Genomic DNA, 26,209 nt, shown 5'->3' on the forward strand with positions numbered 1-26,209 from the left:
CTTAAAGCAAAAAGCATGCCATTAAAAAAATGACATGCTTTTTCTGACCTTATTTTGTTATCAAATCGCGAATATACGCAATTTCTGCATCTGTTACTGAAATCAAGAATTCGTCCTCTATCACACTAAGCTTCTTTTTCAGCACACTATATACATCATCCTTAACAATCAAACTATTATCTCCTTGATACTGTTTGATTCCTTGATTCCTAACTAGTCTTTCAATCATACTGGCAATGTGAACATACAAAGCTATCTGATTTTTATTAGATATAGATTCTCCTAATTCCTGTGCAGTATTATTTAAAAAACCTTCTATAACGGAAAGAACCTTTTCAGGGGAAAGTATCGTTAACGACCCCATCACCCGGCTTAAGGAAAAATTTTTCACCATTTTGTGCTCAGCAACATTTACATTTTCAGCCGTTGCAACGTTTAACAATATTTTCTTCAAATCATCAATTTTTTCACCTGATATAATATCCTCCAAACCCAAATACGGAATTCCTTCAACTTGCGGATCATCAATACCAACAATGCAAATTACATTAGCACCGTCTGTTACAATTTTATTGATGTCTTCATTTACCCTATAAAACTCAAAAGGTAAGACCTCAACATCAATAATACCGGAAAAGCTTTCTCTTAATAAATTTCCTATCTGCTCTGCTGTTCCCATACCTGTCATACACGTAGTCACAATAACATTTCTAGTGTTTTTCAAGGGTTTATGAAAAGTAGACTCGACTCTTGTATTACCTATTAATTGATTTATCCTCCTTAACTCTATATGTTGTTGTAAATAATTACCAACTTCCAACGCAACCGGGGTGCTAACCTTATTAACTACCAACACTGGATAGGAAAAAAATCTTTTTATTTTGTCGATAGTTTGCGTTAGTGATCCCATGTCGATCAAAATAACTAAACCATTGGTAGGGCTTAATTCGCCAATTATATTACGCAAAGAATTAACCATCTCTTCTGAACTTGCTGATGGGAGCATATCAATTGACTGATAGACAGGATATTTAAGTATACCATTACAAGTATCTGCAATACTTGAAGCTGTCGCATACCCATGTGCCATTATAACAGCTGGTATTATATCAACAGGTAAGTCTTCACGAGCAATCATTATTGAAAGCCAAATTATATCTAAATCTGTGATCTTAATTTCAAATTGTTTCTCCATTAAGGGCTTTATTTTCTGTATAAACTTATACTCTTTCGAAAACAGACTTCTAACCTTACTACTTAATTTAAGTGTTTCTGGTATTTCTTTAGAAAATTCAAGGAGATAGTAAATATAAGCAGAAATTTTGTACAGTAAATTATTATTATTATAGAATTTTTCTCCATATTGCATTAACTGCAATATATCTCTTACCTCAGAAATAATATATTTGAATAGAATATCTTCAGACTCAAGAACAGAAAAATATAGATAATTCATCAAATTATTAACAATATATTCATATTTATCACGCTCTAAAACATGATGAATATCCATTTGATGCATATATTTCCATGCATCCATGATTTGCCTACTTGCTGCTCTGTTTTGATTATTCTTAACACTTATTTTATCTCTAAAATCAAAAACTACCTTTTTGTTCGAAGGTATATTATGTGTAGCTTTTTCATTTGAAAGAAATGCTGTTGGTAAATCTTTTATTGTTATTAAAACTTCGCTATTTGAGTTTGCTTTTTTCGAATAGCTTAAGGCCACCATATTTTTGATAATATTTTCAGCTTCACCGACGTTAGCAGCATAACGATGTTGACTTAACTTGGTCAGTACGTGTTCACTAACGACAATATTCTTTTGAATTTTCTTACTTTCTTTTAGAAAGAACATTTCAATTAGACGTCGCTTTTCGGTAGGGCCTCTTTTTTCCAACGTTGGCATATTAATAACAATTGGCACTCGACGAAGAAAGGTTTCTAAAAAGTTTTCCCTTCTTTCAGTAGTAGCAAATATTAACCGTGCGGAGCTATAAATTTTTTCATTATTATCCCCCAGAGGAGAAAAAAAACCATTGTCCATGTAATTAAAAAGTTTTTCTTGACCTTCAGCATTTAGCCGATGGACTTCATCTAAAAACAAAATACCGCCATCAGCGCCCTGTAAAACGCCATTTTTTCTTTTGTCAGCACCTGTAAAGGCTCCTTTTACATAGCCAAATAAAATACTAGATAAAAGTTCCGGATTATCCGCATATTGTGCACAGTTGATCATGATAAATGGCGCTGCTTTTAACAGTATTCCAGCATTAATTGCATATTGGTAACTTTTCTTAACCAAATGTCCCTTTCCTGTTCCAGATTCACCAAAAATAATTGCTGGTAACCCGTTATCAGGATACAATAATGCTGCTTTTATTTGATCCACCTGTTTTTTTAAACCACCATTCGAGCCAATAACCTCATCAAAGGCGGAATTTTTCATGAGTCTTAAATAATGTTTCTGAAATTCAGTAATTGACTTATACTCTTGTCTAATCTCTGAAAAATTAGTTTTTATGAAAATTACTGGGCGAATATTTATCTTACACATTTTTCCTTGTTTAACTTGTTGATTTAGATATCTACTTGCTACAGTTCGATCGATTTGTTCATGTTTCGCTAACTTTACAGTAGTTAAGCCATCAGTACTTTTAAAAGAATTTAAAAATAATTCTGATTGTTTCAAAATATAATCCTGCATTTCTTTTTGAAGCATACCATTCATCCTTTCAAAGTAAACAATTCACTTGCATTATAGCACACTACTTTGTATAAAGTGCACACTATATAGGATCATCACCAAGCCTAACTAAAAAATCAGAAAATAAAAAGGGCATAGAAACACTCTTCGAAAAATTTTATTTATCTCTATAGAACATTGAAAAATACACTAACCTGGATAATTCAAACTTTTAACAAATTCTCTTTCTTTACTGATTATCACACTGTTCGTATGTGACTTACGCTGTCACATTTTGGATGTTTAAATTAAGCATATAATAAAGAACACATACTGTGCTATTGTTAAGTCGACTAAAACCACAAAGAACTGGAGTACTCCGTATATCGGCTTTACAATAACAAACCATTAACTTCAACAAAAATCTGTACTTTCTAATAATAGTGGCAATTCATCTAACGATACCGTTGCTAATACACTGGCTAGATATTCAAGTTTTAAGCTAGTTTTTTATAATTTGGCTGCTCTACAACCAACCCTTCCACGCTTTATTAAGCAAAATTCCGCAGAGAATTTGTCAGGGGGGACCTCAAACTAGCGCAGTTAATGATCACTCAAAAGAGGCAACATTAGCTGATCATTTATCTTGATTTGACTCACACAAATACTTTCGGTTAACAAGAAGTTAGTGATTATCAAACAAACGACCATCATCCCCTGCTAACCTTTGACAGTTTTTCCGGCTGTCTTTTAGGAGATAAATTACGACCAGGTAACGAGTATACTTCCAAAAAAGCCAAAGATTTTTTAAAACTAATCTTACAGCGATATGCTGCACTAGTCTTATTAGTCCGGGCCTACTCGGGTTTTGTCAAACCAGAAATTTACATAGCTTGTGAAGAAGTCAGGGTAAAGTTTACAATCTATCTCAAAGCTCATCCTAAGTTACAATAGATCGCCAATTACTTGATCCACGCTCTGGGCAACCTGGGGCAGACTTCGGCGAAAAGGATAGCCAATGGCATCGTTCAGCTAGACACTTAGAGACGCGCTTGCTCCGCGATTATCAAATCATCTCACCCGCTTGGTGAGCTACTTTTTAACTACGAGTTTATTGTGATTAATTTTGAGCTGCCTTTCACCAGTGACATCTTTGAACTCTACCACAACGTGAAGCCATGAATAATCTGATTAAAAAAGGCTTTTCTTTTGAAAAAACGGATAGTTCCAGTTTTACGGCCAACCAGTTTAGAATGTTACTATCCAGTGTGGCTTATAACTTAGTCTAGGGCATGAAACAACTAGACTTAATCGCTAAGTTAGAGAACGTAACAACCGCCACTTTACGCTTCAAACTCTTTCATCTGGTTGGCAGAGCCACCCAACACACATAAATTATGACTGCATCTTGCCAGTACCAAGCGTTCTTAATAGTTTATACTGGTAAACTTTGTTTAAAATTCAAACACTTCAGCTCATTGGTAATTAAAAAAGACAATTTAAAAAATCTTAGTCCGACCAAGAAGGTAGTTGACCTTTTTAGAGCCGACAAAGCATGAATTTGACCTAAAAGGCTCGGTAAAAACACAAAAGAAATCACGCACGTTAACTTTTAGACAATTAAACGCTGAAAAGGTAATATCACCCTTCTGGAACAAAGTATAAATTATTCAGGACTAAATAACTATACTTAAAATTTTAATTTTTCTTCATTTTTTTCAAGGTAATTACAAACCTAGCCGAAACCATTAAAGACATAGCCTGTTTTACTTTGATTGCTTGAATAGCCAGGATAATTAAGAATCCAAGTTTCCAAACCGGCATTTTTAGCTGCGTTAATACCGATTGAATTATCTTTTAAAGCTACATACTCAATAGGATCCAATACAATTCTATTCACACTTTTAAGATAAATATATAGAGCAGGTTTGTTACTTTGGACAGGCTCACCACTTAATATTAAATCAAAGTAGTTATGAAAATTGCATTGATCCATCACCTGGACAATCGAATCTCTTGGTTCCGCTGAAGCCGCTATAGCAATCATTCCTTCACTCTTTAAATCATTTAGAAAATGTCCCATATATGGATGAACATAACCAACGTAATTAATTCTATGAGTTTTAAAATACTGTTTGTACTTAGGAAGCAAATTCTCCCAACAGCCTTTCATCTAGCACCATCATTTTCCAATTCTCCATAAAAAAAGAGACATCAGCTCAAAAAATACATGCGCTATTTATGATAAAATTTTTTCGCTATCAACTATTAACACCGTCCATATTAAAAATAAAAGTCTTATTCAAAGTTACACATCCAAACACATTTTTTAATGCATTTATACAAAACTATTAGACTATGATCTTATTAAACCTACCACACTATAAGATCACTGAACATTTATTCATTTTACTTAGTAAAGGGCTTTCAGCTTTTCTACCCCTTTCTCTTAAAAAGTATCGTCATCCAAAGGTTTAAAAATCGAATATTCTACTTAAACTTTGATTCGATAATGTCATATATATAACTGATTTCAGTCCTAGGTATCTTAACACTATACTTATCCTCGATTTCTTCTAGGGATATTTGTATGGCTTTAAATTTCTTAGAATTCTCCACATTCTTTTTTTGATTCAAATTCGAAACTTTAATAGGGTCATTTCTTATTAATCTTTCAATTAAGCACCCAATATGCACATATAAGGCCATTTTTTCTTGATTAGTCAAAAACGTTCCAGTACTTCTTTCATACTCATGAAAGAAGTTATCGACCATATACATCACGGTTTGGACATCCAGAATAGTCAATGAGTTCAAAACTCTTTCAATAGAAAAATTCCGCAAAATATTTTCATTAGTTTTTTGAACATCAGGATCACTTACAACAGCCCTTAACATTTTACCCAATTTCCCTATATTTTTACCTGCTATTAAACCTTCCAAAGGAACAAATGGCACTTCTTTTAAAGAAGGATCTTTAGTACCCACAATACCAACGATTTCATATGTTCTCTTGAGAAACCATAATTGCTGTTCATCCTTTATTTGGCCATATTCATATGAACTAATAATCAAATCATCACTCTGGGGAATACTTTCTTCTAACAGATGTTTAATCCTGTTTGCTGTACCGATTCCCGTTAAGCAACACGTGATCAACAATTTCTTTTTTGCTTCTTTAGGATAAACGACTTTACTCTGAATGTTGGACTGTTTTTTGCCTTTCTTGACAATTTCTTGGAAAGTTTTGTGCTTGCGTATCATATCACCCACATTTAATGCCATCGGTGTAGATACATTATTTATTATACCGATTGGGAATTCCACGTTATTGTAAACATATTTAAAAATATCTTCCAACGACCCCATATCAACCAAAAGTAGTAACCCTGTCTCAACCTGATGTGTATCAATATAATCTGTAAGCTGTTTGGCTATTTGAGAAAGTTCTATATCGACAGGCATATCAAAAGCCTCGATAACTTTTTCTCCCAACATTTGATTCACAGCGTCGGCGATACTGCTTGCCGTAGAAAATCCATGTGCCATAACAATACATTTGATAGGATATAAACTACCTATAAAATTAATATTTCTTAAATACAGCCAAATAAAAATTTTATCTTGTAATCCTACGTTTAGATTCAATTTTTGTGAAGCAATCGATACAACAGAATTAAATATAGTTACCAGACTCTTGTTGGTATCTTGCACCATGTCCAAAATCTTGTATAAACTATCATTATAATCAGATAAAAGATCGTCAATTTTTACAGACTGAACTGCAAAGAAATAGTGGGCCAAAACAGCAGCAGCATTTCCCTCAATCTTTATTCCATAAAGATCTTGCAAATTACTGATCTCTAACGAAAAGATCTCTTTCAAAAAAGAGAATGGCAATCCTTCATTTTCTTGTTGCTTGTCATACATTAATTGGTTACTTAGATCCTGGACTCTCGAAATACTGTATTCGATAAACTCTCCTTGGGAGCTCACTGAATTTTGATGTTCCACCAGATCCCTAAAGAACTTAACAACATTACTATCATAAATTAAATCGTCGTCTTTAAAAAAATCACCTAATTTTAATTCAGGATCAATTATCAGAGCATCAGAATCTGTTTTAACAACACGCACTTCTTCTCTATTTGAAATTTCTAAAATCCTATTTGGCAAATCAGACAAATTGATTTTCACATATCCCGCCGCTTTTCCACGAGCTAAAGAATTAGCAACAGAGATCGTAATTACATTTTTTAATTGACCAACATTACTTGAATAACTTTTACTTAATAGGAAATCAAACACATTAGAACCTACAGAAATTTTAGAGCTGACCTTGTTAGCTTCTTGTAAATAAAAAGTTACAGCTAATTTCTTCCTTTCGTCTCTTGTACGCTCAAATAAAGAAGGAACTCTGATTTGTATCGGTATTCTACGCAGAAACGTCTTCAAAAATGAATTTTCAAGATTCTCAGTTGTAGCGCAAATAAAACGAACATTTACTTTATGGCTACGGTGATTTTCACCCAAAGGGCTAATTTCTTGTTCATCTAAATAACTAAAAAGTTTTTCTTGGCCCTTAGAATCCAGTCTGTGCACTTCGTCTAGAAAAAGTACCCCTCCATCAGCTTCATCGAATAACCCTTTTTCATCAGTAGCCGCCCCTGTAAAAGAACCCTTTTTATAGCCAAAAAGTATGCTAGACAGAATTTCTGGATTATCTGCATATTCTGCACAATTCAATTTTACAAACTGTCCGCTCTTTTCCACCGCTCCAATATCAACACAATAATCAAAGTATTTTTGTGCTAAAAAGCTCTTTCCAGTCCCAGTATGTCCTGTCAAAATAACAGGTAGACCTACACCAGGATAGTTTGCAGCCGATTTTAACTGTCTTACTGCAGAGGAAAGCGAGGTCCGGGCTCCAATAATTTCGTCAAAAACAGCGCTTCCACTTCTTTGCTCCTCCAGCTCTTTCAAAGTAGAGTATTCATCCTTCAAAGGTACTTGGTACCTATCTTCTAATAACTGCTTATCTAGAAATAAAACAGGCCGTGCATTGACTTTGATCATAAAACCATCTTTAACAAAGTTATTGAGATAATGACTAGCAGTATTTCTTTTCACTGCAAGTTTCTTCGCTATGATCTCAGCAGTAGTTTTCACATTATCTAAATTTTCTCTCTTTGTTTCACTACGTACAAATTCCTCAATAGATTCCTGCACTTCCAATAGAAATACCTCCTAATTCAAAGAGTAGATTTACAATCGCATATTTAACCACCAGTAACAAATAATTTGTAACCATTATTTTATACGCGAAAAATTCCCGGCATACACATGTCGGAAATTTTTAAAGTTATTTTATTTTTTTCCCATATCCATATGACCCACTGCGCTGAATAGTCCGTAATGCAGCTTTAGCAGCAAAGGACAGACCATCATTAATTTTTTTATCAGAAATTTCTAACAAATCTTTCTCTTTGCTAAGCATAAAAACAACAAGATTGGAAAAGAACGTATCGCCTGCTCCCATTGTATCGATAGGATGAGGATCATAATTTATTTGGCCAACAAATTTTCGGTCATTCCTACAGTCGAAAAGTACTGGAGACTTACCTCCATTAGTGAACAAAACAAACTTTGTTCCTACTTTCGTACACGTCTCCAATATCCTTTCTTTATCTCCCACAGGTGAATCTGAAAGTGAAAACTGAGCAATATCAACATTTTTAGCAACATTTTCTAGATATTCATCCGAATGGTACTTACCCATTTCAGAAAAATCATAAGCAATCGTTGAGCCATTTGTGTGTAACTTGCCAATTGCTTTTTCTGAATTTGAATGGCATGAACTATAAACCACCAATGCTTCCCGGGTCAACTTTAATAACTTAGGATTCTCCAGAGATGGCAAGGTTCTCTGCCCCCTTACACTATCTAAAAATTGTCTATCACCATTAACAATGTTAACAAATGTCTTCTCAGTTTGACCATCGATCCTATTACAGAACTGTGTGTTAACATCTTCTTGTTTTAAGCTATCTAGTATAAGATCTCCATCATCATCTCTTGCAAGACTACCAACATAAAATGAGTTAACAATCTTTTTCGGAGCAAAAACCGAAAAATTAACCGCATTTCCCCCAGGAAATTTTATATTTTGATTCTTATAATAATCTACTACGTTATCTCCTAGTCCAACAACATACTCTTTTACCATTAAAGACATCACCTTTAGTCAATATTAATATTCAACGACCCTGTAATACCGTCTCTTATCAAGTGAATGGTTCCTAACGTCTTCAAGATGGAGACTTATTCGACGTAAGGCTGCCCACATTACAGGAGCTTCTACTACAGCTCTATATTCCTTCGAAATATGTGGAAGTGAGAAATTACTCATATCAAATTCTTCAAATTCGTCTGTATATGTTGAAGCAAATTTTGCTACTCGGTCATCCATTGCGCGAGTTGGACCTTCAGATTTCAATAGAACAACAGGAACACCTTTTTCAACCAACTCGAATGTTCCGTGGAAGAATTCTGGTGAACTAACTGACTTCGTTCTAAGCCACTGAGACTCTTCTAGGACACACATTGAATAACAATATGTCGTTCCCCATAGATCTCCGGAGCCGACCCAAATTTGGTAATCAGCATTTTGATACTTCTCAGCAAAGTTCCTTGCTTGTTCGTCAATTTCTTCTGCTACCAAATTCATATCTTCAGGTAAATATTTTAATTCGTCAGCGAACCTTTCATAATCTGAAAATTCCTGATTCTTTTGCAAAATCTTCCCGATTAAAAAGTAAAATGCCATTTCTTGTGGATGATACCCAAATGTATCGATCGTGTACGTAGAATGCTCTTGAAGCGGAGTATCTTCCTTATTCACAAAGGAAACTGTTCTAACCCCCAACTCTTCCATTTTTTTAGCTATTGCAACTGTTTCTTTGGTATCTCCTGATTTGGAAAGTAAAATAACAAGACTGTCTTTCTTTAACTTTTTACTCCCCGTGGCCAAGAAATCTGCAGCAGTGATCAAGTAACTTGGAATGTCTGACTTAATTTCCATCCAATAATTAAAAGGCTGCATGACTGCATTAGAACCACCAGAAGCTGTGAAGAAAATATTACGGACCCCTTCATCGTACAATTTAGTGGCGGTTTCTTCTATTTTCTCTCTCAGTTGGTAACCTTTTTTTCCTTCATCTATAAACTTTTCTGCATCAAATTTTAACATCATGGACTCCCTTTCTATTTTTTAGGCTTTCAAAATCCCAAAATATGCCATAACAATACCAATAACAAAAATTCCGATTAAAATCGTAATCGTAGATACTTTTTTCTTCAAAAGCCAATATATAATCATTACACATGCTAACGGTAACATATTAGGTAATATCCCGTTGATCATCGAATTCCAAGTCTGAGCTTCATTCCCTTGCCCAAAGGATCCCGCAACAGTTATTGACACCATACTTGCCGACATTCCGCCGATGACCATCAGTCCAATTATTGAGGCGCCATAAGAAAACTTCTCTAAAAATCCCGATGCCTCAGCACCCTGTAGCATTGAAGCGCCTAAATCGTAACCCTTTATTAAACCAAACCAACGTACTAGCAAAGCGGGGATATTATATACTAACAAAAACAATATTGGACCCAAAATGTTGCCTTTCATCGCAAACGATGTTCCCAATCCAGTTGCTAAAATTCTTAGTGTTCCCCAGAAAAAAGAATCACCAATCCCAGAAAGAGGGCCCATCAAAGCAGCTTTCACATTATTAACCGATTCCGGATCAAAGTTATCAGGATTATTGGCATTTTCCTCTTCCATCGCAGTTGTAATGCCCATTACTATTGTTGAAAGAGGCGGTGAACAATTGAAAAATGCCATATGTCTTGTCAATGCTTCTCTTCTCTTTTCCTTTTCCGGATAGAGCTTATCTAAAACTTTATTCATAGAGTAGCTATATGCCATATTCTGCTGCCGTTCAAAGTTCCAAGAAGCTTCTATTGTAAGAGAACGCCAAAACATTCCTCGTAGATCTTTCTTTGATACTTTTTTCTTAATAACCTCAGAACTCATTATCGTCACCCCCGGGTAAGTCGCCCTTTCCATTTGCATCTATTCTTGATTCAAGATGCAAAATTATATACATCAAGCAGGCTGCAAAAATCGAGATCCCTAAAATCGGAATTTTCAGATAACTATAAAGTGCAAAACCAAGGACAAAATATATTGCAACGTTCTTCTTCAAAATCATCTGCAATAATAATGCAAAACCAAGTGCAGGCATTATACCTGCGGCAACATTAATACCGTTCTGTACAAAATCTGGGATCATGTTCAACAACCTAGTCATCACTGGCCCACCTAAGTAAAATGCTAAGCCAACAAAAAGAGCCCTTGGTAAACTCTTGACTGTAATAAATCCATACCAGTTCATTCTATTCAAATGTTTAGAGTCGCCCTCATCTGCATATTTGTCGCCCCTTCTTAAGAAAATAGGCAAAATCAAAATCGTTAATAAGTTGTCGATGATCAGATATAAGGCAGCAACTGGAAAAGCCAAAGTTATTGCAAAACCAGCGCCTTTGCCTGTCGCAATGGCAAAAGCAGTCCCCAGTATCCCTCCAGCAATCACATCAGGTGGACGAGATGCTCCTATAGTTATTGCCCCCATAAATGCCAACTCTATAGTTGCACCCATTATTATCCCAGTTTTTAGATCACCCATTACAAGTCCTGTTAAAGTACCCGTAACAAGAGGCCGAGATATATTACTCGTACCCGTTAACCAATCAGCCGGGACGATCGCAGTCACTATCGCAAGTAACACAGATTGAGCAAGTATACTCATATCCAAAACCTCCTCGTATTTTTAAAACTTCTTCATAAAATCATTCTTCTTATCATTAGGTACCATCTGAGAAAAAATATCTACACCTTTAGAAGACAATTCTTGTAGTTTTTCTTTATCTTGAGAATTTAGAAAAACTGAAGAAGTCACTTGATCCGTACTATCAGTTTTCTTAGTTCCACCGACATTAAGAGCTTCTATTCGAGGACAACCCTTGATTAACTGATATGCATCATGAACACTCTTAACAACTATAAAAAGTTTATATTTATCAGTTACTCCTGAGTTTATTTGATCTATCGAATCTGAAACGCTTTTCACTACAACTTTTACGCCCTGTGGAGCGGCCAATTTTAAAGTTGTCATCTGCATTTCGTCCCCCGCCGCTGAATCATTTGCAACTAAAATACAATTTGCATTAATGGCAGAAGTCCAAGAAAATGCAACCTGTCCGTGCACGAGGCGATGGTCTACTCTGGTCGCTACAATCATGATATTACCCCCTCATCAAAAATCGTCTTTAGCCACTTCAAAATCTATTTCATTACAGAACTTCACACTATTTTTAGCATTTTCAGTAGCACGCTCAATAATAGTGTTAATATTCTCATTCGATTGTTTATCCAAACCCAATACAAGTTCAATAAGTAATGGCAAAGACAAACCAGCGATTAAGTATATATTTTTTTCTTGTTGCATATACCTTAGCCAATTATTATTAACACTACCGCCAAAAATATCTGTACAGACAATAATCGTTTGGCCAGCGTTTTCAGCTAGATAACGTTTAATTTGCCTGTCTACATCAATGTCCTCATCAACATAAGCATTGACATAGTCAAGGTAGTCTACATCACCAACTATCATCTTAGCCGATTGGACAACTCCTTCAGCCATTTCTCCATGGCTCATACACAGTATCTTCATATTATTAATCATCAACCTTTATTGTGTAAGAATATTTGTTGCTTGTATACACTTTTATATAAGCAATTCGTGTGCCAATTAACAAAAATATTGATTTCATACTAATCTTACCTCGACTTTTGACACTGATAACTTAATGAACGAGAGTGTCCACCCACTAAAATTAGATTACTTTATACAATTTTTCGAATAAAAATAAAAAAGGAAACGAGGCCCTTATATCATTTCACTTTTAAACGAAACCTTATGAGATATAGAACAACCTGCATAATTCATACCTTTAATAATTTCTCTTTCTTTGCTTGTTATCACACATTTTTTATGTGACTTAAACTGACATCCTTTGAATGTTTTAATTAAGTAAATAAAAAACAGCTCTGAACAGAAGTGTTACATATGATGGCCTTACAACAAACGGTTAATTTCAATAAAAGGTCTGATATTTTCTAATAACGATGGTAATTTATCTAATTCCATCATACTAGTTCTTATAGCTAAATTTATGCATCAAATTAATTCTACCTAATTCATACGAGATAACTTATCTTTGACCAAGTTTAATAAAAATAAGGAGATAAAAATTAGTTGTTAAAACAACCCCTATTTTAAATGATTACTTTCTAGTGAGATTATTGCCACATTTTAAGATATTGTTTTTAAGCAGACCTAGTATAACCTGAAAGTTTCCTAGATACGACATCGCATTTTATTAATCATGTTACGACTACAAAAAGGTTTCGCTAGTCGAGACTCTTCGATCTGAGCTAATTTCAATTTTATCGGTTCAAAAAACTATACAACTTATGAATAATATCAAGTGTATTTACAATCAGGCTCAAAGCAAATGTTATTCCCTAATGACTGATAAAGCAGTTAATCACACTCGAATAAGTACACTAGATAAAAATTTCACATAAATTAAAATCAACATCTAGACTCTTATGCACTTTATTAATTGGTATTAAACCAACTCATCTAATTAATAAAGTTCTCTTTAACCATTGTTTTATCGTCACCTATTTAGATAACGAATTTTTTAAAATCTATCGCTAATGCTCTGCTTCTAACCTAATGAAGATCTTCAAAAACTTACCTTACGAAAAGCACAAAACTTGGAATATTAAAACAAGATAAGCTCCAAAATACAAAAACTATTTGTTTTGAATAAAGTAGGAACTATTTGAGTAGTAATATTTTTCTTCTCACTAAGACAATCCTGTATAAATTCTATAAAGTTATTACTAAAAAGGCCAACCCCAATATGAAGTTAACCTTTATTAATCTATATCAAATTAATATCCACAAAGAAGATTACCAATAATTCTTTCAATTCTTTAAAAACCAGTTTGTATTTTTGTTTTAATACGGAATTCTTTTGTAGTATCTACGCACTGTCAATGGATGCTTTCTAGCATCTGATAGATATGCACTCACACGCTCTAAAATTGTTGCTAAAATAATAGGAGAAATAATCTTTCTTGTAGCGTCGGAAATATCCATTTCATATTCTTTAGTATCGATAACTGTAATAGTATCTGTCACTTGTGGCAAAAATTTGCGTACTCTATCTACAATAGGACGAGAAAAATCCTCACCTTCAAATACTAAAACACTTACCCCTTTCTCCACTAATTCAAGCGTTCCATGGAAGAAATCTGCTGCATGTACTGGTCGGGTTTTAATCCACTGCATCTCCTCTAAAATACACATACCATAATAATATGCTTCTGTATAAGAATCCCCGGCTCCAGTAATAATATGATATGGAGTATCTTGGAATTTCTCAGCAAAATCTCCTGCCATATTTTCAGCTTGTTTTTTTACTTTTAATAATTCTTTTGGTAATTTTACAAAATCATCAAAATATGAATCATAATTTTCTTGCGTTATTTCGCCCTTCTTTAACATAATACGGAGAACAACCATCAAACCTTGAAGATAGTAGCTTTCGGAACTTGTATCGTCAAGCACATCGTTGTAAACAGTAAATGTTGCTTTATTCTCAAGTAGTGTATCGGGGCTTCCAACTAAAGCCAATGTTTTTATGTTTCTCTGGTTACAAAAATCAACAAGATCCAAACTTTCTTGCGTTGTCCCAGATAAAGAAGGAATAACAACCAAGGATTTATCAGAAAAAGTTTTATTCGGTGAATCCATAAATTCTGCTGCTATAACACGATAAAAAGGAAAAGAACTTCTTGTTCTTGCAAATTCAACGGTTGAATCAAATAAAATACCAACCCCACCAGAACCAATAAAGAATATGTTTTCAATTTCAGGCAATACCTTATCAATAACTTTATTAATATTGTCTTTTTGATTTACAGCACCGGCCTGCGTACTCAAAAATCTTTTTTCATCGAAATTAAACATAAAATCATCCTCCTATAAAATTACCATTGGTATGTTTTTACAAATAAACATTACCATCTTAATTAATGTATGTCAATAACTATTTGACTTTTTGATTTACCAATGGTAATGTGAAAAATGTAGAAAGCGTTTGCAAATAAACTTGTAAGGAGAGATTAACTATGATTACTTTATTCAGAATTGATGATCGTCTTATTCATGGACAAGTCGCCATGGCTTGGTCAAGAGCTGCTAAGGCTGACGTTATCATTGCAGTTGACAATACGGCAGCCAACAACAAGGTACAAAAAATGGCATTGATGATGGCTAAACCTTCCGGGGTTGGTGTTGAAATCGTTGATACAAAAAACTTTCCCGATATTTTTTATAAATACAAACATAAAAACGTTATGCTAGTCGTTGGTAATCCAATTGAAGCTAAAACTATCATTGACGGTTTAGACAAAGATACTAATTTTGCTGTAAATTTAGGAAATCTGAAAAGTGGAGAAAAAAAAGAAAGAATTTCAGAATCTATTTACGTTACTCCTGAGGAAAAAGACTCACTTAATCAAATAAAAGATATGGGAATTAAAATTTTTATACAAGGCACTCCAACCTCTAAAAAAGTTTATTATTAACAAGGTTTATTCACTGAAAGGGTGAACAAAATGATTATATTCAAAAATCTTCTAATTGCTCTTATTGCCTATATTTCACAACTCGACGAACGTTATTTAGGTGCTTCAATGATGAACCGTCCAATCATTATTGGTCCTATTGTAGGGTTAGTTTTGGGAGACCTTCAGAAAGGGATAATTATTGGGGCCGCTTTGGAAGGAATGTTCATAGGTATTGTCACAATTGGAGCGGCTCTTCCACCTGATGTTGGTGTTGCAAGTACAATTGCAACAGCTTTAGCGATATCTAGCGGAGCAAGTACTGATGTAGCTGTCACTTTAGCAATGCCCTTCGCTGTTGCTGCTCAGGGATTAAACATGCTTGCTTTCACTCTTAATTCATACACTATTAAAAAAGGGAGAGATGCTATAAAAAATCATAGATTATCTAGTATGGAACGGTGGCATTTTTTCCCATTAATTTTAAGATTACCTTCAGGGATATTAACATTTTTAGTTTTACAACTTGGTACAAATGCTGCACAATCATTAATCGATTTATTACCAGAAAAAATTATGACGTCATTTTCCGTAGCAGCTGGCCTTTTACCCGCAGTAGGTTTTGCTATGCTAATCCAAATGATGATCAATAAAAAACTAGCTCCCTATTTCTTTATAGGATTTATTTTAACCGCATATCTCAAAATGCCCGTTATCGGAGTATCAGTTCTGGCGTTATTAGTAGCCTTATTAATAATCCAAAGACCAAAACCTGATACACAAAACACAAATTAATATTGGAGGAAAAATTATGGCAAAAGGAAAATTAACAAAAAAAGATTTAAATAAAGTTTTTTGGCGCTCATTTGCTCTCCAAGGTTCGGAATCATACACCGACATGCAAGGTATGGGATATACTTTTTCGATTCTTCCTGCCTTAAAAAAAATATACTCCGATGATGAGGATCAGCTGTATGAATCTGCGTTAAGAAACACTGCGCTTTTTAATACTACTCCCCACATAGCAACATTCATTATGGGAATGTCTCTGGCGTTAGAAGAAGAAAACTCTGAAGACCCTGCGTTTGACACTGAAGCAATTTCATCTTTAAAGGCTGCTTTAATGGGTCCTGTTGCTGGTATAGGTGATACTTTATATTGGGGCACTTTCAGGGTCATCGCAGCAGGAATTGGATTGTCCCTGGCTGTTCAAGGAAATATCTTAGGCCCGGTTCTTTATTTTTTGTTCTATACTACTCTACATGTCTTAGGTCGTTATGGAGGGGTACATCTCGGTTATAGTGCCGGAACAAAAGCTATGGAAAAAGCTTTTGAAGGAAACTATTTGGAGAAGTTTACTGAAGCGGCCTCAATTGTTGGTTTAATGTCCATAGGCGCCATGACATCATCACTTGTTACTTTTAAAATTTCTGCAGTTTTTAAAACAGCTGGAGGAACAATAAATGTCCAAAACATTTTAAACGATATTTTCCCAGGCTTACTTCCACTCGGATTGACCTTTTTGATATATTATCTTCTAAATAGGAAAGTAAAAGTTATCTACTTAATTTTAGGCATTTTTGTACTGGCAATTGCAGGAGTCTACCTGGGGATTCTTAAGTAGCTAATTTGAAATATGCTTATATAACAATTAGATATTTAATACAATGATTTACAAAAAACAATACACCTATACTCTAAAATTACTACTCTAAAAGAAGAAATGATTATATTGAGCCACTTTTAAATTTGAACCAAAACATAGTAAATTGAAAACCTATTCAGGACAATTAATGCACAGTTTTAAAATTAAAAATTTTAAAACTGTGCATTTTTTATTAATATTTATTCAGAGTGAAAATGTTGCAACATTTTTAAATATAAGCTAAACTTAGCTGGTAAACTTTTTTGTGACTAATTGTAAACTTTTATAAAATATAATTATTTAAATCAGGTGAATTATTATGATATATAAACAAATCAAAGATAAAATATACGATAAATATATTTCCAATTCAAACAAATCCGAATTATTACCTTCTGAAAGAAATTTATCAGAAGAAATGTCTGTGAGTCGACCAACAATAAGAAAAGCTCTAGAATCATTGGAAAACGAAAAACTTATCACAAAAAATCAAGGTCGTGGATATACAATAAACAAAACGTTAGTCAATTCTGATAAGTATATAGATCATGAATTAGGAAGTTTTATTGGTTTTTTTGAAGATGCTAATTTACAACAGAAAACAACTTCTTCTAAAGTTTTACAACAATCCGTCGAAAAAGCTAATAGTTATATTGCCAAACAATTAGACATAAGTAAAAATGACTCAATTTTTGTCCTTTCAAGAATAAGATTTATTGATGATATTCCAATATGCATTGCGAAATCTTGTATTCCTCTAAAGTTTAATCAAGGTTTAGTAAATATTGACTTTTCAAAGAAATCATTATTTTCAGTTCTAAAGGAAAATGGTCTTCATCTCCATAAAGCTAAAAGATCTATTGAAGTAATACAGCTAGAATCCCCAGACTACCTTTACCTTAATCTTTCTAAAAAAGATCCCATTTTAAAGTTTACCAGCGTAGGATTTACAGATAAAGAAGTCCCTTTTGAATATGAAGAGTCTAGGTATCCTGCTTTTAAAGTAAGATTTGAATCTACAGTAAAATAAATACTGTACTACAAAACAATAGCCAAAAAATAAGTTCAGAATATTATTTTATAACCCTAGAACTTATTTTTTGACTATTTTTTTACTTATACTTCTAGAATAATCTGTGCATTCCCCTCAAAGACTACACAAATTATCCCTGTTTTTTCTAAATCAACCAAAACGACAGTGACAACTTTTTGAAACAACAAATTAGCTCGCTAACCTAGCCCATCTTCGCAAAATGATCACAAACCTCGCCGAAACCATTAAACACATGGTCAGCTTGACTTTGGTCACTATCATAACCTGGGTATTTCAAAGCCCACGTCTCTAAGCCAGCACTCTTAGCCGCTTTGATGCCGATCGTACTGTCTTCAAGTGCGACACAATCCTCAGGTTGTAAACCGATCTTTTCCACACTTTTCAGATAAATATCTGGTGCTGGTTTATTATTTTTAACAGACTCACCGCTTAAAATCGAGTCAAAATAAGAACGAAAATCACACTGATCCATCATTTGTTCAATAGAATCCAACGGACCGGCTGATGCCACTGTGGCAATCTTTTGCTTTGTCTTTAAATCTGACAAAAACTGCCCAACATATGGATGAACATATTCCCCATAGTTGATCCGATGAGTCGCAAAGAATCTTTTATACTTGGGTAAGAGGTCATCCCATAAATTTTCGTCGGGGATCATCATCTTCCAACCATCGATAAAAGAAGCACCCACATATTCCTGAGGGTCACTTACCCCAGGAGTCAGTCCCATCTTTTTCAAAAAATCAGTCCGTTGAACGTGATAATATTGTTCACTATCAACAATCACACCATCCATGTCAAAAATAAACGCTTTTTTCATTAATTTACACCTCAAAACAAAATATTTGTGGACATATTTATTACATTACTGTAAACGCATACCAAAGTTAGCATATCACACCGGTAAGCTTTTGCATACTTGTTATCTTATTTTACTTGAAACCCAAAAAATCCCCTGATGAAGACACTACTTCACTAAGGGACTCACTAGCACTTATTTGCTTAATTTTGATGCAGAAGCTTCATCTAAAATCACAACCACATCAGGGTGATTTTGCAAGACACTGGCTGGTACGTCTTCGGTCACTGGTCCTTCGATCATCTTAGCCACAATGTCGGCCTTCTTTTCACCATAGGCTTCTAGTAAGATCTTCTTTGATTTCATGATCGAGCCGATCCCCATTGAATATGCCTGTTTTGGTACATCATCAATATTATCAAAGAAACGTGAATTAGCATTGATCGTTGATTCTGTTAGGTCAACCACATGCGTCCCGCCATCAAATGAAGTACCTGGTTCGTTAAAACCAATATGTCCGTTCAAACCTAAACCTAATAACTGCAAATCGATCGGATTCTCAGCAATAACTTGGTCATAACGTTTAATTTCCGCTGCGTCATCTGTGGCTAAACCATTAGGCAAGTACGAATGTTTAAATGCCTTTTTGGAAAATAAGTTTTTATCCATAAAATACTGATAGCTTTGGTCATTATCAGGGCTGATACCCTTGTATTCATCTAGGTTGATCGAAAGACGGTCAGAAAAATCAAGTTGACTATTAGCAATTTGTTCATAAGTTGTTAATGGGGTCGATCCGGTAGCTAAGCCAAAAACCTGAGCACCGTTGTTTAAAGCATCTGCGAAGATCTCATGCCCCTTCATACCTGCTTGTTTTGGATCTTTAGCGACAATAATTTTCATAAACATTTTCCCCCGTATCCGTTTCATTGGTATAGTCCAATTATAGTCGTTATTGTCGCTTATTGCAAGGAAAGTCTATCTAATTATACAAAAATAACTACTAGTTTTTCGCTAGTAGTTATTCTCCAGATCCTTAAGACAAAACCATCTTAATTGCTGCTTATTCAACGGTCACGCTCTTTGCTAAATTCCTTGGTTTATCAACATCATAGCCGCGTTCTTTACTTGTATAATAAGCAAGTAATTGTGCTGGAATAATTGCAGCCAATGGCGTTAATAGCTCGTGCACTTTCGGTAAGATGATCTGATCTTCTTTGGTTGCCAAATTTTCGGAAACAACATTGATCACATTAGCACCACGTGAAATAACTTCTTGTTCATTACTTCTAGTTAAACCAGCTGTCTTTTCATCTGTGATGATCGCAATAACTGGTGTACCTTTTTCGATCAACGAGATCGTCCCATGTTTCAATTCACCAGCAGCAAAGCCTTCTGTTTGTACATAAGAAACCTCTTTTAACTTCAAAGCTGCTTCGATCGCTGTCTGATAATCAAGTCCACGTCCGATATAAAAGGCATTACGACTAGTTGACAAATACTTCTGTGCCATTTTCTCAGCGACATCTTTTTGGTCAACTAAACTTTGAATGGCATTAGCTACCTTAGTTAACTCTGACCCCAATTCAAAATCAGCTGCGGCTTGCGTTCTTTTATGCATGCCCAAACTCTTAGCCAAAATAGCTTCAGCCGTCATTTGTGCAGTATAAGCCTTCGTTGAAGCAACGGCAATTTCTGGCCCAGCATGCAGCAGCATGGTGTAGTTTGCCTCACGTGACAAAGTTGAGTTTGGCACGTTCGTGATCGTCAAGCTTTTATAGCCCCACTGATTAACTTTATCTAACACTTCACGGCTATCAGCTGTTTCGCCACTTTGGGTTAAGAAAATAAAGAATGGTTTTTCTGATAACAAGGGTGGGTTATAACCAAATTCAGAGGCAATATGCACTTCCGTTGGGATCCCAGCTAGTTTTTCAAATAAACTTTTACCAACCAAACCCGCATGATAACTAGTTCCGGCTGCAACAATGTATAAACGGTCAGCGCCATCGATCGCATTTTTTAAATCATCTTCAATTTGAAGTGAGCCGTCTTCATTAATATATTTTTGTTGTAGGGTACGGATCACAGCAGGCTGTTCATCGATTTCTTTGAGCATAAAGAATTCGTAAGCACCTTTTTCTGACGCACTTGCATCATCATCAACGTGGAACTGATTACGTGTAACATGATTGCCATCTTCGTCTTCGATCTCAACCTCATTAGGTGTTACTGTCACTACATCACCATCAGTTAATTCGATAAAATCATGTGTTTCTGACAACATGACCATCGAATCACTGCAGACCACGTTAAATCCGTCACCCACACCGATCAATAATGGGCTCTTCTTTTTAGCCACAAACAAAGTATCCGTCTGTGTTTTATCCATCAATAAAAACGCGTATGACGAAGAATTGTCGATCAAGCTCAATACGTGGGTGAAGGCCTCTTTAGTTTCCATACCTTCATTTACAAAACGTGAGATCAATTGCACGATAACTTCAGTATCTGTGTCACTCACGAATTCTGTATCCGCCAAGTATTCAGCTTTTAATTCACGAAAATTACCGATCACACCATTATGTACTAAGTAAAAACGTCCATCAGCTGAAACTTGTGGATGGGCATTTGCTTGACTTGGCACACCATGTGTTGCCCAACGTGTATGTCCGATCCCTGCCGTCCCCTTCACAGTAGGCCCCACAGCAGCACGTAAGTCTTCGATCCGGCCCTTTTCTTTAACCAAGTAGCCGTTCCCCTTTTGATCATTGACATAAATACCTGCTGAATCGTAACCACGGTACTCTAGTTTTTTGAGTCCGTTCAATAAAATTTCTGTGGCATTTTTCCTACCTGTTACTCCAACAATTCCACACATAATTCAAGCTCCTTTAAAAAAAATGTTAAGTATACCTCTATAGTTTTTTAAAATTGGTATAGATTAATTTTTAAGATTAATTTATTACGCAATCCTAAAAATACACCATCACGCAAAAGATGTCAACATTTTTATAACATTGGTATGGACATATTCCAAATCTTAAAAAAACGCCAATTGACTGACATTTAGGTTGTTTTTTCAGAGTGAGAATCCAAGAGGTATACTTGAAAACGCTTCATCTTTATTTTGGACAACTTGACACAGGTTTGTTAGCTGTACATAAGCAAAACTTTTTAATATCATACGTGAACAATAATTTATCTAGCCACACTGGTCGAACCACCGTAAACAAAAAAGAAACCGAGTTATAACTAGCAGTGTGATTCAAAAGGGCCGTCGATCTATCCCATTAAACGGGGGGAATCGACGGCCCTTCCACAAGATTAAAGCCTCACTATAACAACTAAATTAGCTGCAAATAAATTTATTTTTACTTATCTTCACTAGTTTTGCCGTGATATTTAACAAAGTAGGTCACTGCCATAAATATCATAAAGAACACTCCGATAATGATCGAGATCCGTGTTTCTTTATTTAAAAACATAAAGACTAACACTACTAACAAAAATAGTAACGTAAAGTAATTTGAATACGGTGATAAAGGCATTTTAAACGGATGCCCTCCATACTTGGACTGATGAATTTTACGAAACTTCAGTTGGCTGATCAAGATCACGAACCATGGGACCATTCCGGGTAAAATGCTGGCACTAAAGACTTTGACAAAAATCGAACTTGCATCCGCATAAAACAGCGGTAAAACAACATTCAATATTACTCCAAGCAAGATCCCACACGAAACAGCCAGGACACTATAAACGGGGACACCACTGTTATTCAATAAAGTAAATTTACGTGGTAACTGTTTTTTAAAACCAAGCGTATACAACATCCGGCTGGAACTATATATTCCTGAATTAGCACCAGATAAAGCAGCAGTGATCACTACAAAGTTGATCAAGCCCGCGGCGATCGGGATCCCAAATTTGGCAAAAGTTTGCACGAAAGGAGAACCGACTTGACCTAATTCATCCCAGGGATAGATACACAAGATCACAAAAATTGCCCCAACATAAAAGATCAAGATCCGCCATATCATGGACTTGATCGCATCGACCAACGTTTTTTGTGGATCTTCTGTTTCCCCTGCACTAACTCCGATCAATTCCATTCCTTGATAAGAACCGACCACGATCGCTAGTGAAAACAAAAATCCCTTCCATCCGCCAGTAAAGAATCCATGGGTCCACAAATTACTCAAACCAACTGGATGAAGATCATTACCGATCCCGAAAAATATCAGCAAACACCCGGCAATGATCATAAAGATGATCGTTACTACCTTGACTAAGGCAAACCAAAATTCCATCTCTCCAAAAGCTTTAACAGAGGTCAAGTTAGCCAAACAAATGATTATCAAAGCTACCAAGCCAGGGATCCACTGGGGTAAGTTCGGCCACCAAAAAGCAAAATAGCCGCCTAACGCGATCATCTCACTCATCCCAACTAAGACCCACTGAAAAACATTTGACCAAGCCGTTAAGTATCCAAAAAAAGGATGGATATATTCTGACGCGTATTTGGCGAACGAACCGGTCGATGGATCAATGTATAACATTTCTCCTAAGGCACGCATGATCAAATACAAAAAGGCACCCGCCAAAGCATAGGCCAATAAAACTGATGGACCTGTCCATTTAATAGAGGAATTAGTCCCCATAAATAGGCCTACACCGATCGTCCCACCTAACGCAATCATTTGGACCTGTCGCGATTTTAAATTTCGATTCATAAAAATCTCCCTATCTTGTTGCTAGCAATATTATATGTGCAAATTAAAAGATACTTTACATCCAGCTAAGCTTGTTTCAAAATAAAAAAGTTGTGCAATGCTAACTGAAACATCGTCTCTTAGCTAAAGTTATATTATATGACAACTTTGACTAAATTTAACTTCTATTTTCATACAATTTATAATCATTGCATAAATTAAAACTATAGGCAAATACACTCTTATCTTTTTATAATTATAAAATAGTGTCCCTCATCTTAATATAGTAGAAGGACTAGAAAAGTGATATATTATACTAGATGACTAATTTTTAATTCTAATATTTTAAACATTATTTTCTCATAGTCTTCGTTGTAAAAATGACAATCAATGTATTATGCACTTCCAAGGAGTAGCGCATAGCAGTACAGGTCTAAAATTGGAGGTAAATGTATATTATGTCAATTATTAATTTTAATAAAGTAAATAAATATTATGGAAATTTTCATGCTCTAAAAGATATTGATTTGAATGTCAACCAAGGAGAGGTCGTTGTTGTGATCGGCCCATCTGGTTCTGGTAAAAGTACCTTGATTAGAACAATCAACGGACTGGAAGGTTTCTCTTCAGGACAGTTGGTGGTCAACGGGAAAGATCTTTCTGATAAAAAAACGGACCTCAATTCTTTACGCCGTGACGTTGGTATGGTCTTTCAGCATTTTAACCTGTATGACAACAAAACAGTTTTGGAAAACGTTATGTTAGCACCACGTTTGGTCTTAAAACGTGATGAAAAAGAAAACAAAGAGATCGCAATGAATTACTTAGAGTTAGTTGGTTTAACTTCTAAAATAAACTCTAAGCCACGTGAATTATCCGGTGGACAAAAACAACGGGTCGCTATCGCCCGTTCTTTAGCAATGAAACCCAAAGTGATGTTATTTGACGAGCCAACTAGTGCGCTCGACCCGGAAATGATCGATGACGTTCTTGGAGTCATGAAAAAAATCGTGCAAACCACTGACATGACCATGGTCGTTGTCACACATGAAATGGGCTTTGCCCGTGAAGTAGCTGACCGGGTGGTTTTTGTGGATGATGGAATGATCGTGGAAGATGATCCAGCCGAACAATTTTATAATCATCCGACCGAAAAACGTGCGCAACAATTTTTAAGTAAAATTATTGTGCACAAATAGGGAGGGGATCGACCATGTTGAAATGGTTAAAAAGGGTGCTAACAATATTAGTGCCAGTTTTTTTGATTACGGTACTAGCAGGCTGTGCAAAACAGGAATCTGACAATGTGTATGAAAGTACCAAAGAATCTAAAAAAATCGTTTGGGGCGTTAAAGCCGATACTCGTTTATTTGGTTTGATGAATGTTAAAACAGGAAATATCGACGGTTTTGATATTGACTTGGCTAAAGCCTTGACTAAGCAAATGTACGGCAAAAACGCCAAAGCTGAATTTATCCAAACAACGACTAAGACTCGTGTACCTTTACTAAAAAATGGGAATATCGATGCAGTTGCTGCTTCAATGACGATCACTCCTGAACGTGAAAAGTTATTAGATTTTACCAAGCCCTATTTTGGAGCTGGTCAATCTCTTTTAGCCAAAAAAGGCAGTTCGATCAAATCCATGAAAGACCTGAATAAAAAAGGAACTAAAGTCATGGCAGTCAAAGGAACAACCGCTGTTGATAATGTAGCTAAGTATGCCCCGAAAGCCAGTGTTCTAGAACTAGACGACTATGCTCAGGCTTTTACCGCTTTAAAATCTGGACAGGGCTTCGCCATGACGACCGATAACGGTATTTTGTATGGGATCGCCAAGGAAAACCCCAAATATCAGGTAGTTGGCGGAACATTCACCAATGAGCCTTATGGAATGGCAGTTGATAAAGGACAAGACCAAATGCGCAACCATTTAAATAAAGCACTAGATAAATTGAAGGATAACGGAACTTATTCCAGCCTCGTTAAAAAATGGTTCAGTGGTATTCCAGGCTTTCAAATCAAGGAGGTGGAAGAACCATGATCAGCGTCTTAACTAATAACTGGTCGACTTTGCTGACTGGTTTTGGCAACATGATCTTAGCGAGTGTGATCGCGCTGTTCTTCTCACTTGTTATTGGGTCAGGTTTTGCCATCATGGAAACTGTTCCCAGTAAACTTGCACGGGGGATCGCTCATGTCTATATTGAAATTTTTCGGAATATCCCGCTACTGGTGATCACGATGTTCTTTTACGTGGTGATCCCGCAATACGTAGCCCCCATGTCAGGTTTTACAGCCGGGACGATCGGGTTAACTTTGTATACATCTTCTTTCATTGCTGAAACCGTACGGGCGGGGATCCAGTCAGTCGATGTCGGGCAGATGGAAGGTGCGCGCTCTAACGGGATGACTTACTGGCAAGCCATGCGCTATATCGTGTTGCCACAAGCTTTTAAGCTGGTGATCCCGCCATTGGGGAACCAGTTTATCAACTTGATCAAAAACTCGTCTGTCTTAGCCTTTGTGGCGGGG

The 26,209-nt window shown here is 35.5% G+C and carries 22 protein-coding genes; 8 read left to right on the forward strand and 14 right to left on the reverse strand.

Features of this window, described 5'->3' with window-relative positions; all coding sequences use genetic code 11:
* Nucleotides 1-49: 49 nt before the first annotated feature.
* The gene (locus tag LACPOB_RS0101105; RefSeq protein ID WP_017866998.1) at nt 50-2,725 is read right to left on the reverse strand and encodes a sigma 54-interacting transcriptional regulator; all 2,676 of its coding nucleotides are present in this window, start codon (nt 2,723-2,725) and stop codon (nt 50-52) included.
* 681 nt (nt 2,726-3,406) lie between these two features.
* Here LACPOB_RS0101105 and LACPOB_RS13265 point away from each other — a divergent pair.
* On the forward strand, nt 3,407-3,643 hold the full coding sequence (locus LACPOB_RS13265; RefSeq protein WP_081607026.1) for a transposase: 237 nt from the start codon (nt 3,407-3,409) through the stop codon (nt 3,641-3,643).
* Between the two features lie 781 nt (nt 3,644-4,424).
* On the opposite strand, the gene LACPOB_RS0101110 is transcribed toward LACPOB_RS13265, so the two are convergent.
* The 9 genes from LACPOB_RS0101110 to LACPOB_RS0101150 form a co-directional block, all read right to left on the reverse strand.
* The gene (locus LACPOB_RS0101110) at nt 4,425-4,862 is read right to left on the reverse strand and encodes an HAD hydrolase-like protein (protein ID WP_017866999.1); all 438 of its coding nucleotides are present in this window, start codon (nt 4,860-4,862) and stop codon (nt 4,425-4,427) included.
* Between the two features lie 317 nt (nt 4,863-5,179).
* Nucleotides 5,180-7,918 carry a sigma 54-interacting transcriptional regulator gene (locus LACPOB_RS0101115; RefSeq protein ID WP_225429672.1) on the reverse strand — a complete coding sequence of 913 codons (2,739 nt, stop codon included), beginning with the start codon at nt 7,916-7,918 and terminating at the stop codon, nt 5,180-5,182.
* Nucleotides 7,919-8,051: 133 nt separating this feature from the next.
* Entirely contained in the window at nt 8,052-8,915 is an 864-nt protein-coding gene (locus tag LACPOB_RS0101120) for a PfkB family carbohydrate kinase (RefSeq protein WP_017867001.1), read from the reverse strand.
* Nucleotides 8,916-8,939: 24 nt separating this feature from the next.
* The gene (locus LACPOB_RS0101125) at nt 8,940-9,938 is read right to left on the reverse strand and encodes an SIS domain-containing protein (RefSeq protein WP_017867002.1); all 999 of its coding nucleotides are present in this window, start codon (nt 9,936-9,938) and stop codon (nt 8,940-8,942) included.
* Between the two features lie 21 nt (nt 9,939-9,959).
* On the reverse strand, nt 9,960-10,790 hold the full coding sequence (locus tag LACPOB_RS0101130; RefSeq protein WP_220095345.1) for a PTS system mannose/fructose/sorbose family transporter subunit IID: 831 nt from the start codon (nt 10,788-10,790) through the stop codon (nt 9,960-9,962).
* Nucleotides 10,777-11,562 (reverse strand): PTS mannose/fructose/sorbose/N-acetylgalactosamine transporter subunit IIC, encoded by a 786-nt coding sequence (locus LACPOB_RS0101135; RefSeq protein WP_017867004.1) that lies wholly within the window; start codon nt 11,560-11,562, stop codon nt 10,777-10,779. Before LACPOB_RS0101135 ends, LACPOB_RS0101130 begins: the two co-directional genes overlap by 14 nt.
* Before the next feature lie 21 nt (nt 11,563-11,583).
* Nucleotides 11,584-12,054 (reverse strand): PTS sugar transporter subunit IIB, encoded by a 471-nt coding sequence (locus tag LACPOB_RS0101140; RefSeq protein ID WP_017867005.1) that lies wholly within the window; start codon nt 12,052-12,054, stop codon nt 11,584-11,586.
* A 15-nt stretch (nt 12,055-12,069) separates the two neighbouring features.
* Nucleotides 12,070-12,501 (reverse strand): PTS sugar transporter subunit IIA, encoded by a 432-nt coding sequence (locus LACPOB_RS0101145; RefSeq protein ID WP_081607025.1) that lies wholly within the window; start codon nt 12,499-12,501, stop codon nt 12,070-12,072.
* 1,347 nt (nt 12,502-13,848) lie between these two features.
* Nucleotides 13,849-14,862: an SIS domain-containing protein gene (locus LACPOB_RS0101150; protein ID WP_017867007.1), complete on the reverse strand. Its 1,014-nt coding sequence runs from the start codon at nt 14,860-14,862 to the stop codon at nt 13,849-13,851.
* A gap of 161 nt (nt 14,863-15,023) precedes the next feature.
* Here LACPOB_RS0101150 and LACPOB_RS0101155 point away from each other — a divergent pair, with 161 nt between their 5' ends.
* The 4 genes from LACPOB_RS0101155 (at nt 15,024) to LACPOB_RS0101170 (ending at nt 18,136) form a co-directional block, all read left to right on the forward strand.
* The gene (locus LACPOB_RS0101155) at nt 15,024-15,482 is read left to right on the forward strand and encodes a PTS sugar transporter subunit IIB (protein ID WP_017867008.1); all 459 of its coding nucleotides are present in this window, start codon (nt 15,024-15,026) and stop codon (nt 15,480-15,482) included.
* Between the two features lie 30 nt (nt 15,483-15,512).
* Nucleotides 15,513-16,256, forward strand: a complete 744-nt coding sequence (locus LACPOB_RS0101160) for a PTS mannose/fructose/sorbose/N-acetylgalactosamine transporter subunit IIC (RefSeq protein ID WP_017867009.1) — start codon at nt 15,513-15,515, stop codon at nt 16,254-16,256.
* Between the two features lie 16 nt (nt 16,257-16,272).
* Nucleotides 16,273-17,085: a PTS system mannose/fructose/sorbose family transporter subunit IID gene (locus LACPOB_RS0101165; RefSeq protein WP_017867010.1), complete on the forward strand. Its 813-nt coding sequence runs from the start codon at nt 16,273-16,275 to the stop codon at nt 17,083-17,085.
* A 340-nt stretch (nt 17,086-17,425) separates the two neighbouring features.
* Entirely contained in the window at nt 17,426-18,136 is a 711-nt protein-coding gene (locus LACPOB_RS0101170; protein ID WP_017867011.1) for a GntR family transcriptional regulator, read from the forward strand.
* A 205-nt stretch (nt 18,137-18,341) separates the two neighbouring features.
* Here LACPOB_RS0101170 and LACPOB_RS0101175 read toward each other — a convergent pair whose 3' ends face one another.
* The 4 genes from LACPOB_RS0101175 to LACPOB_RS0101190 all read right to left on the reverse strand — a co-directional run bounded on the left by LACPOB_RS0101175 (nt 18,342) and on the right by LACPOB_RS0101190 (nt 23,695).
* Nucleotides 18,342-18,980, reverse strand: coding sequence for an HAD family hydrolase (locus LACPOB_RS0101175; RefSeq protein WP_017867012.1), 639 nt, complete (start codon nt 18,978-18,980; stop codon nt 18,342-18,344).
* 174 nt (nt 18,981-19,154) lie between these two features.
* Nucleotides 19,155-19,862 (reverse strand): glucosamine-6-phosphate deaminase, encoded by a 708-nt coding sequence (locus tag LACPOB_RS0101180; RefSeq protein ID WP_017867013.1) that lies wholly within the window; start codon nt 19,860-19,862, stop codon nt 19,155-19,157.
* A gap of 160 nt (nt 19,863-20,022) precedes the next feature.
* Nucleotides 20,023-21,840, reverse strand: coding sequence for a glutamine--fructose-6-phosphate transaminase (isomerizing) (gene glmS / locus LACPOB_RS0101185; RefSeq protein ID WP_017867014.1), 1,818 nt, complete (start codon nt 21,838-21,840; stop codon nt 20,023-20,025).
* 493 nt (nt 21,841-22,333) lie between these two features.
* The gene (locus tag LACPOB_RS0101190) at nt 22,334-23,695 is read right to left on the reverse strand and encodes an amino acid permease (protein WP_017867015.1); all 1,362 of its coding nucleotides are present in this window, start codon (nt 23,693-23,695) and stop codon (nt 22,334-22,336) included.
* A 437-nt stretch (nt 23,696-24,132) separates the two neighbouring features.
* Here LACPOB_RS0101190 and LACPOB_RS0101195 point away from each other — a divergent pair, with 437 nt between their 5' ends.
* The 3 genes from LACPOB_RS0101195 to LACPOB_RS0101205 all read left to right on the forward strand — a co-directional run.
* Nucleotides 24,133-24,873: an amino acid ABC transporter ATP-binding protein gene (locus tag LACPOB_RS0101195; RefSeq protein WP_017867016.1), complete on the forward strand. Its 741-nt coding sequence runs from the start codon at nt 24,133-24,135 to the stop codon at nt 24,871-24,873.
* Nucleotides 24,874-24,887: 14 nt separating this feature from the next.
* A complete protein-coding gene (locus tag LACPOB_RS0101200; RefSeq protein ID WP_017867017.1) occupies nt 24,888-25,718 on the forward strand; it encodes a transporter substrate-binding domain-containing protein in 831 nt (276 codons plus the stop codon).
* Nucleotides 25,715-26,209: amino acid ABC transporter permease (locus tag LACPOB_RS0101205; protein ID WP_017867018.1), on the forward strand; the 495-nt coding region annotated here is incomplete at its 3' end. The genes LACPOB_RS0101200 and LACPOB_RS0101205, both read left to right, overlap by 4 nt.

Source organism: Ligilactobacillus pobuzihii E100301 = KCTC 13174 (assembly GCF_000349725.1).
Classification (GTDB): domain Bacteria; phylum Bacillota; class Bacilli; order Lactobacillales; family Lactobacillaceae; genus Ligilactobacillus; species Ligilactobacillus pobuzihii.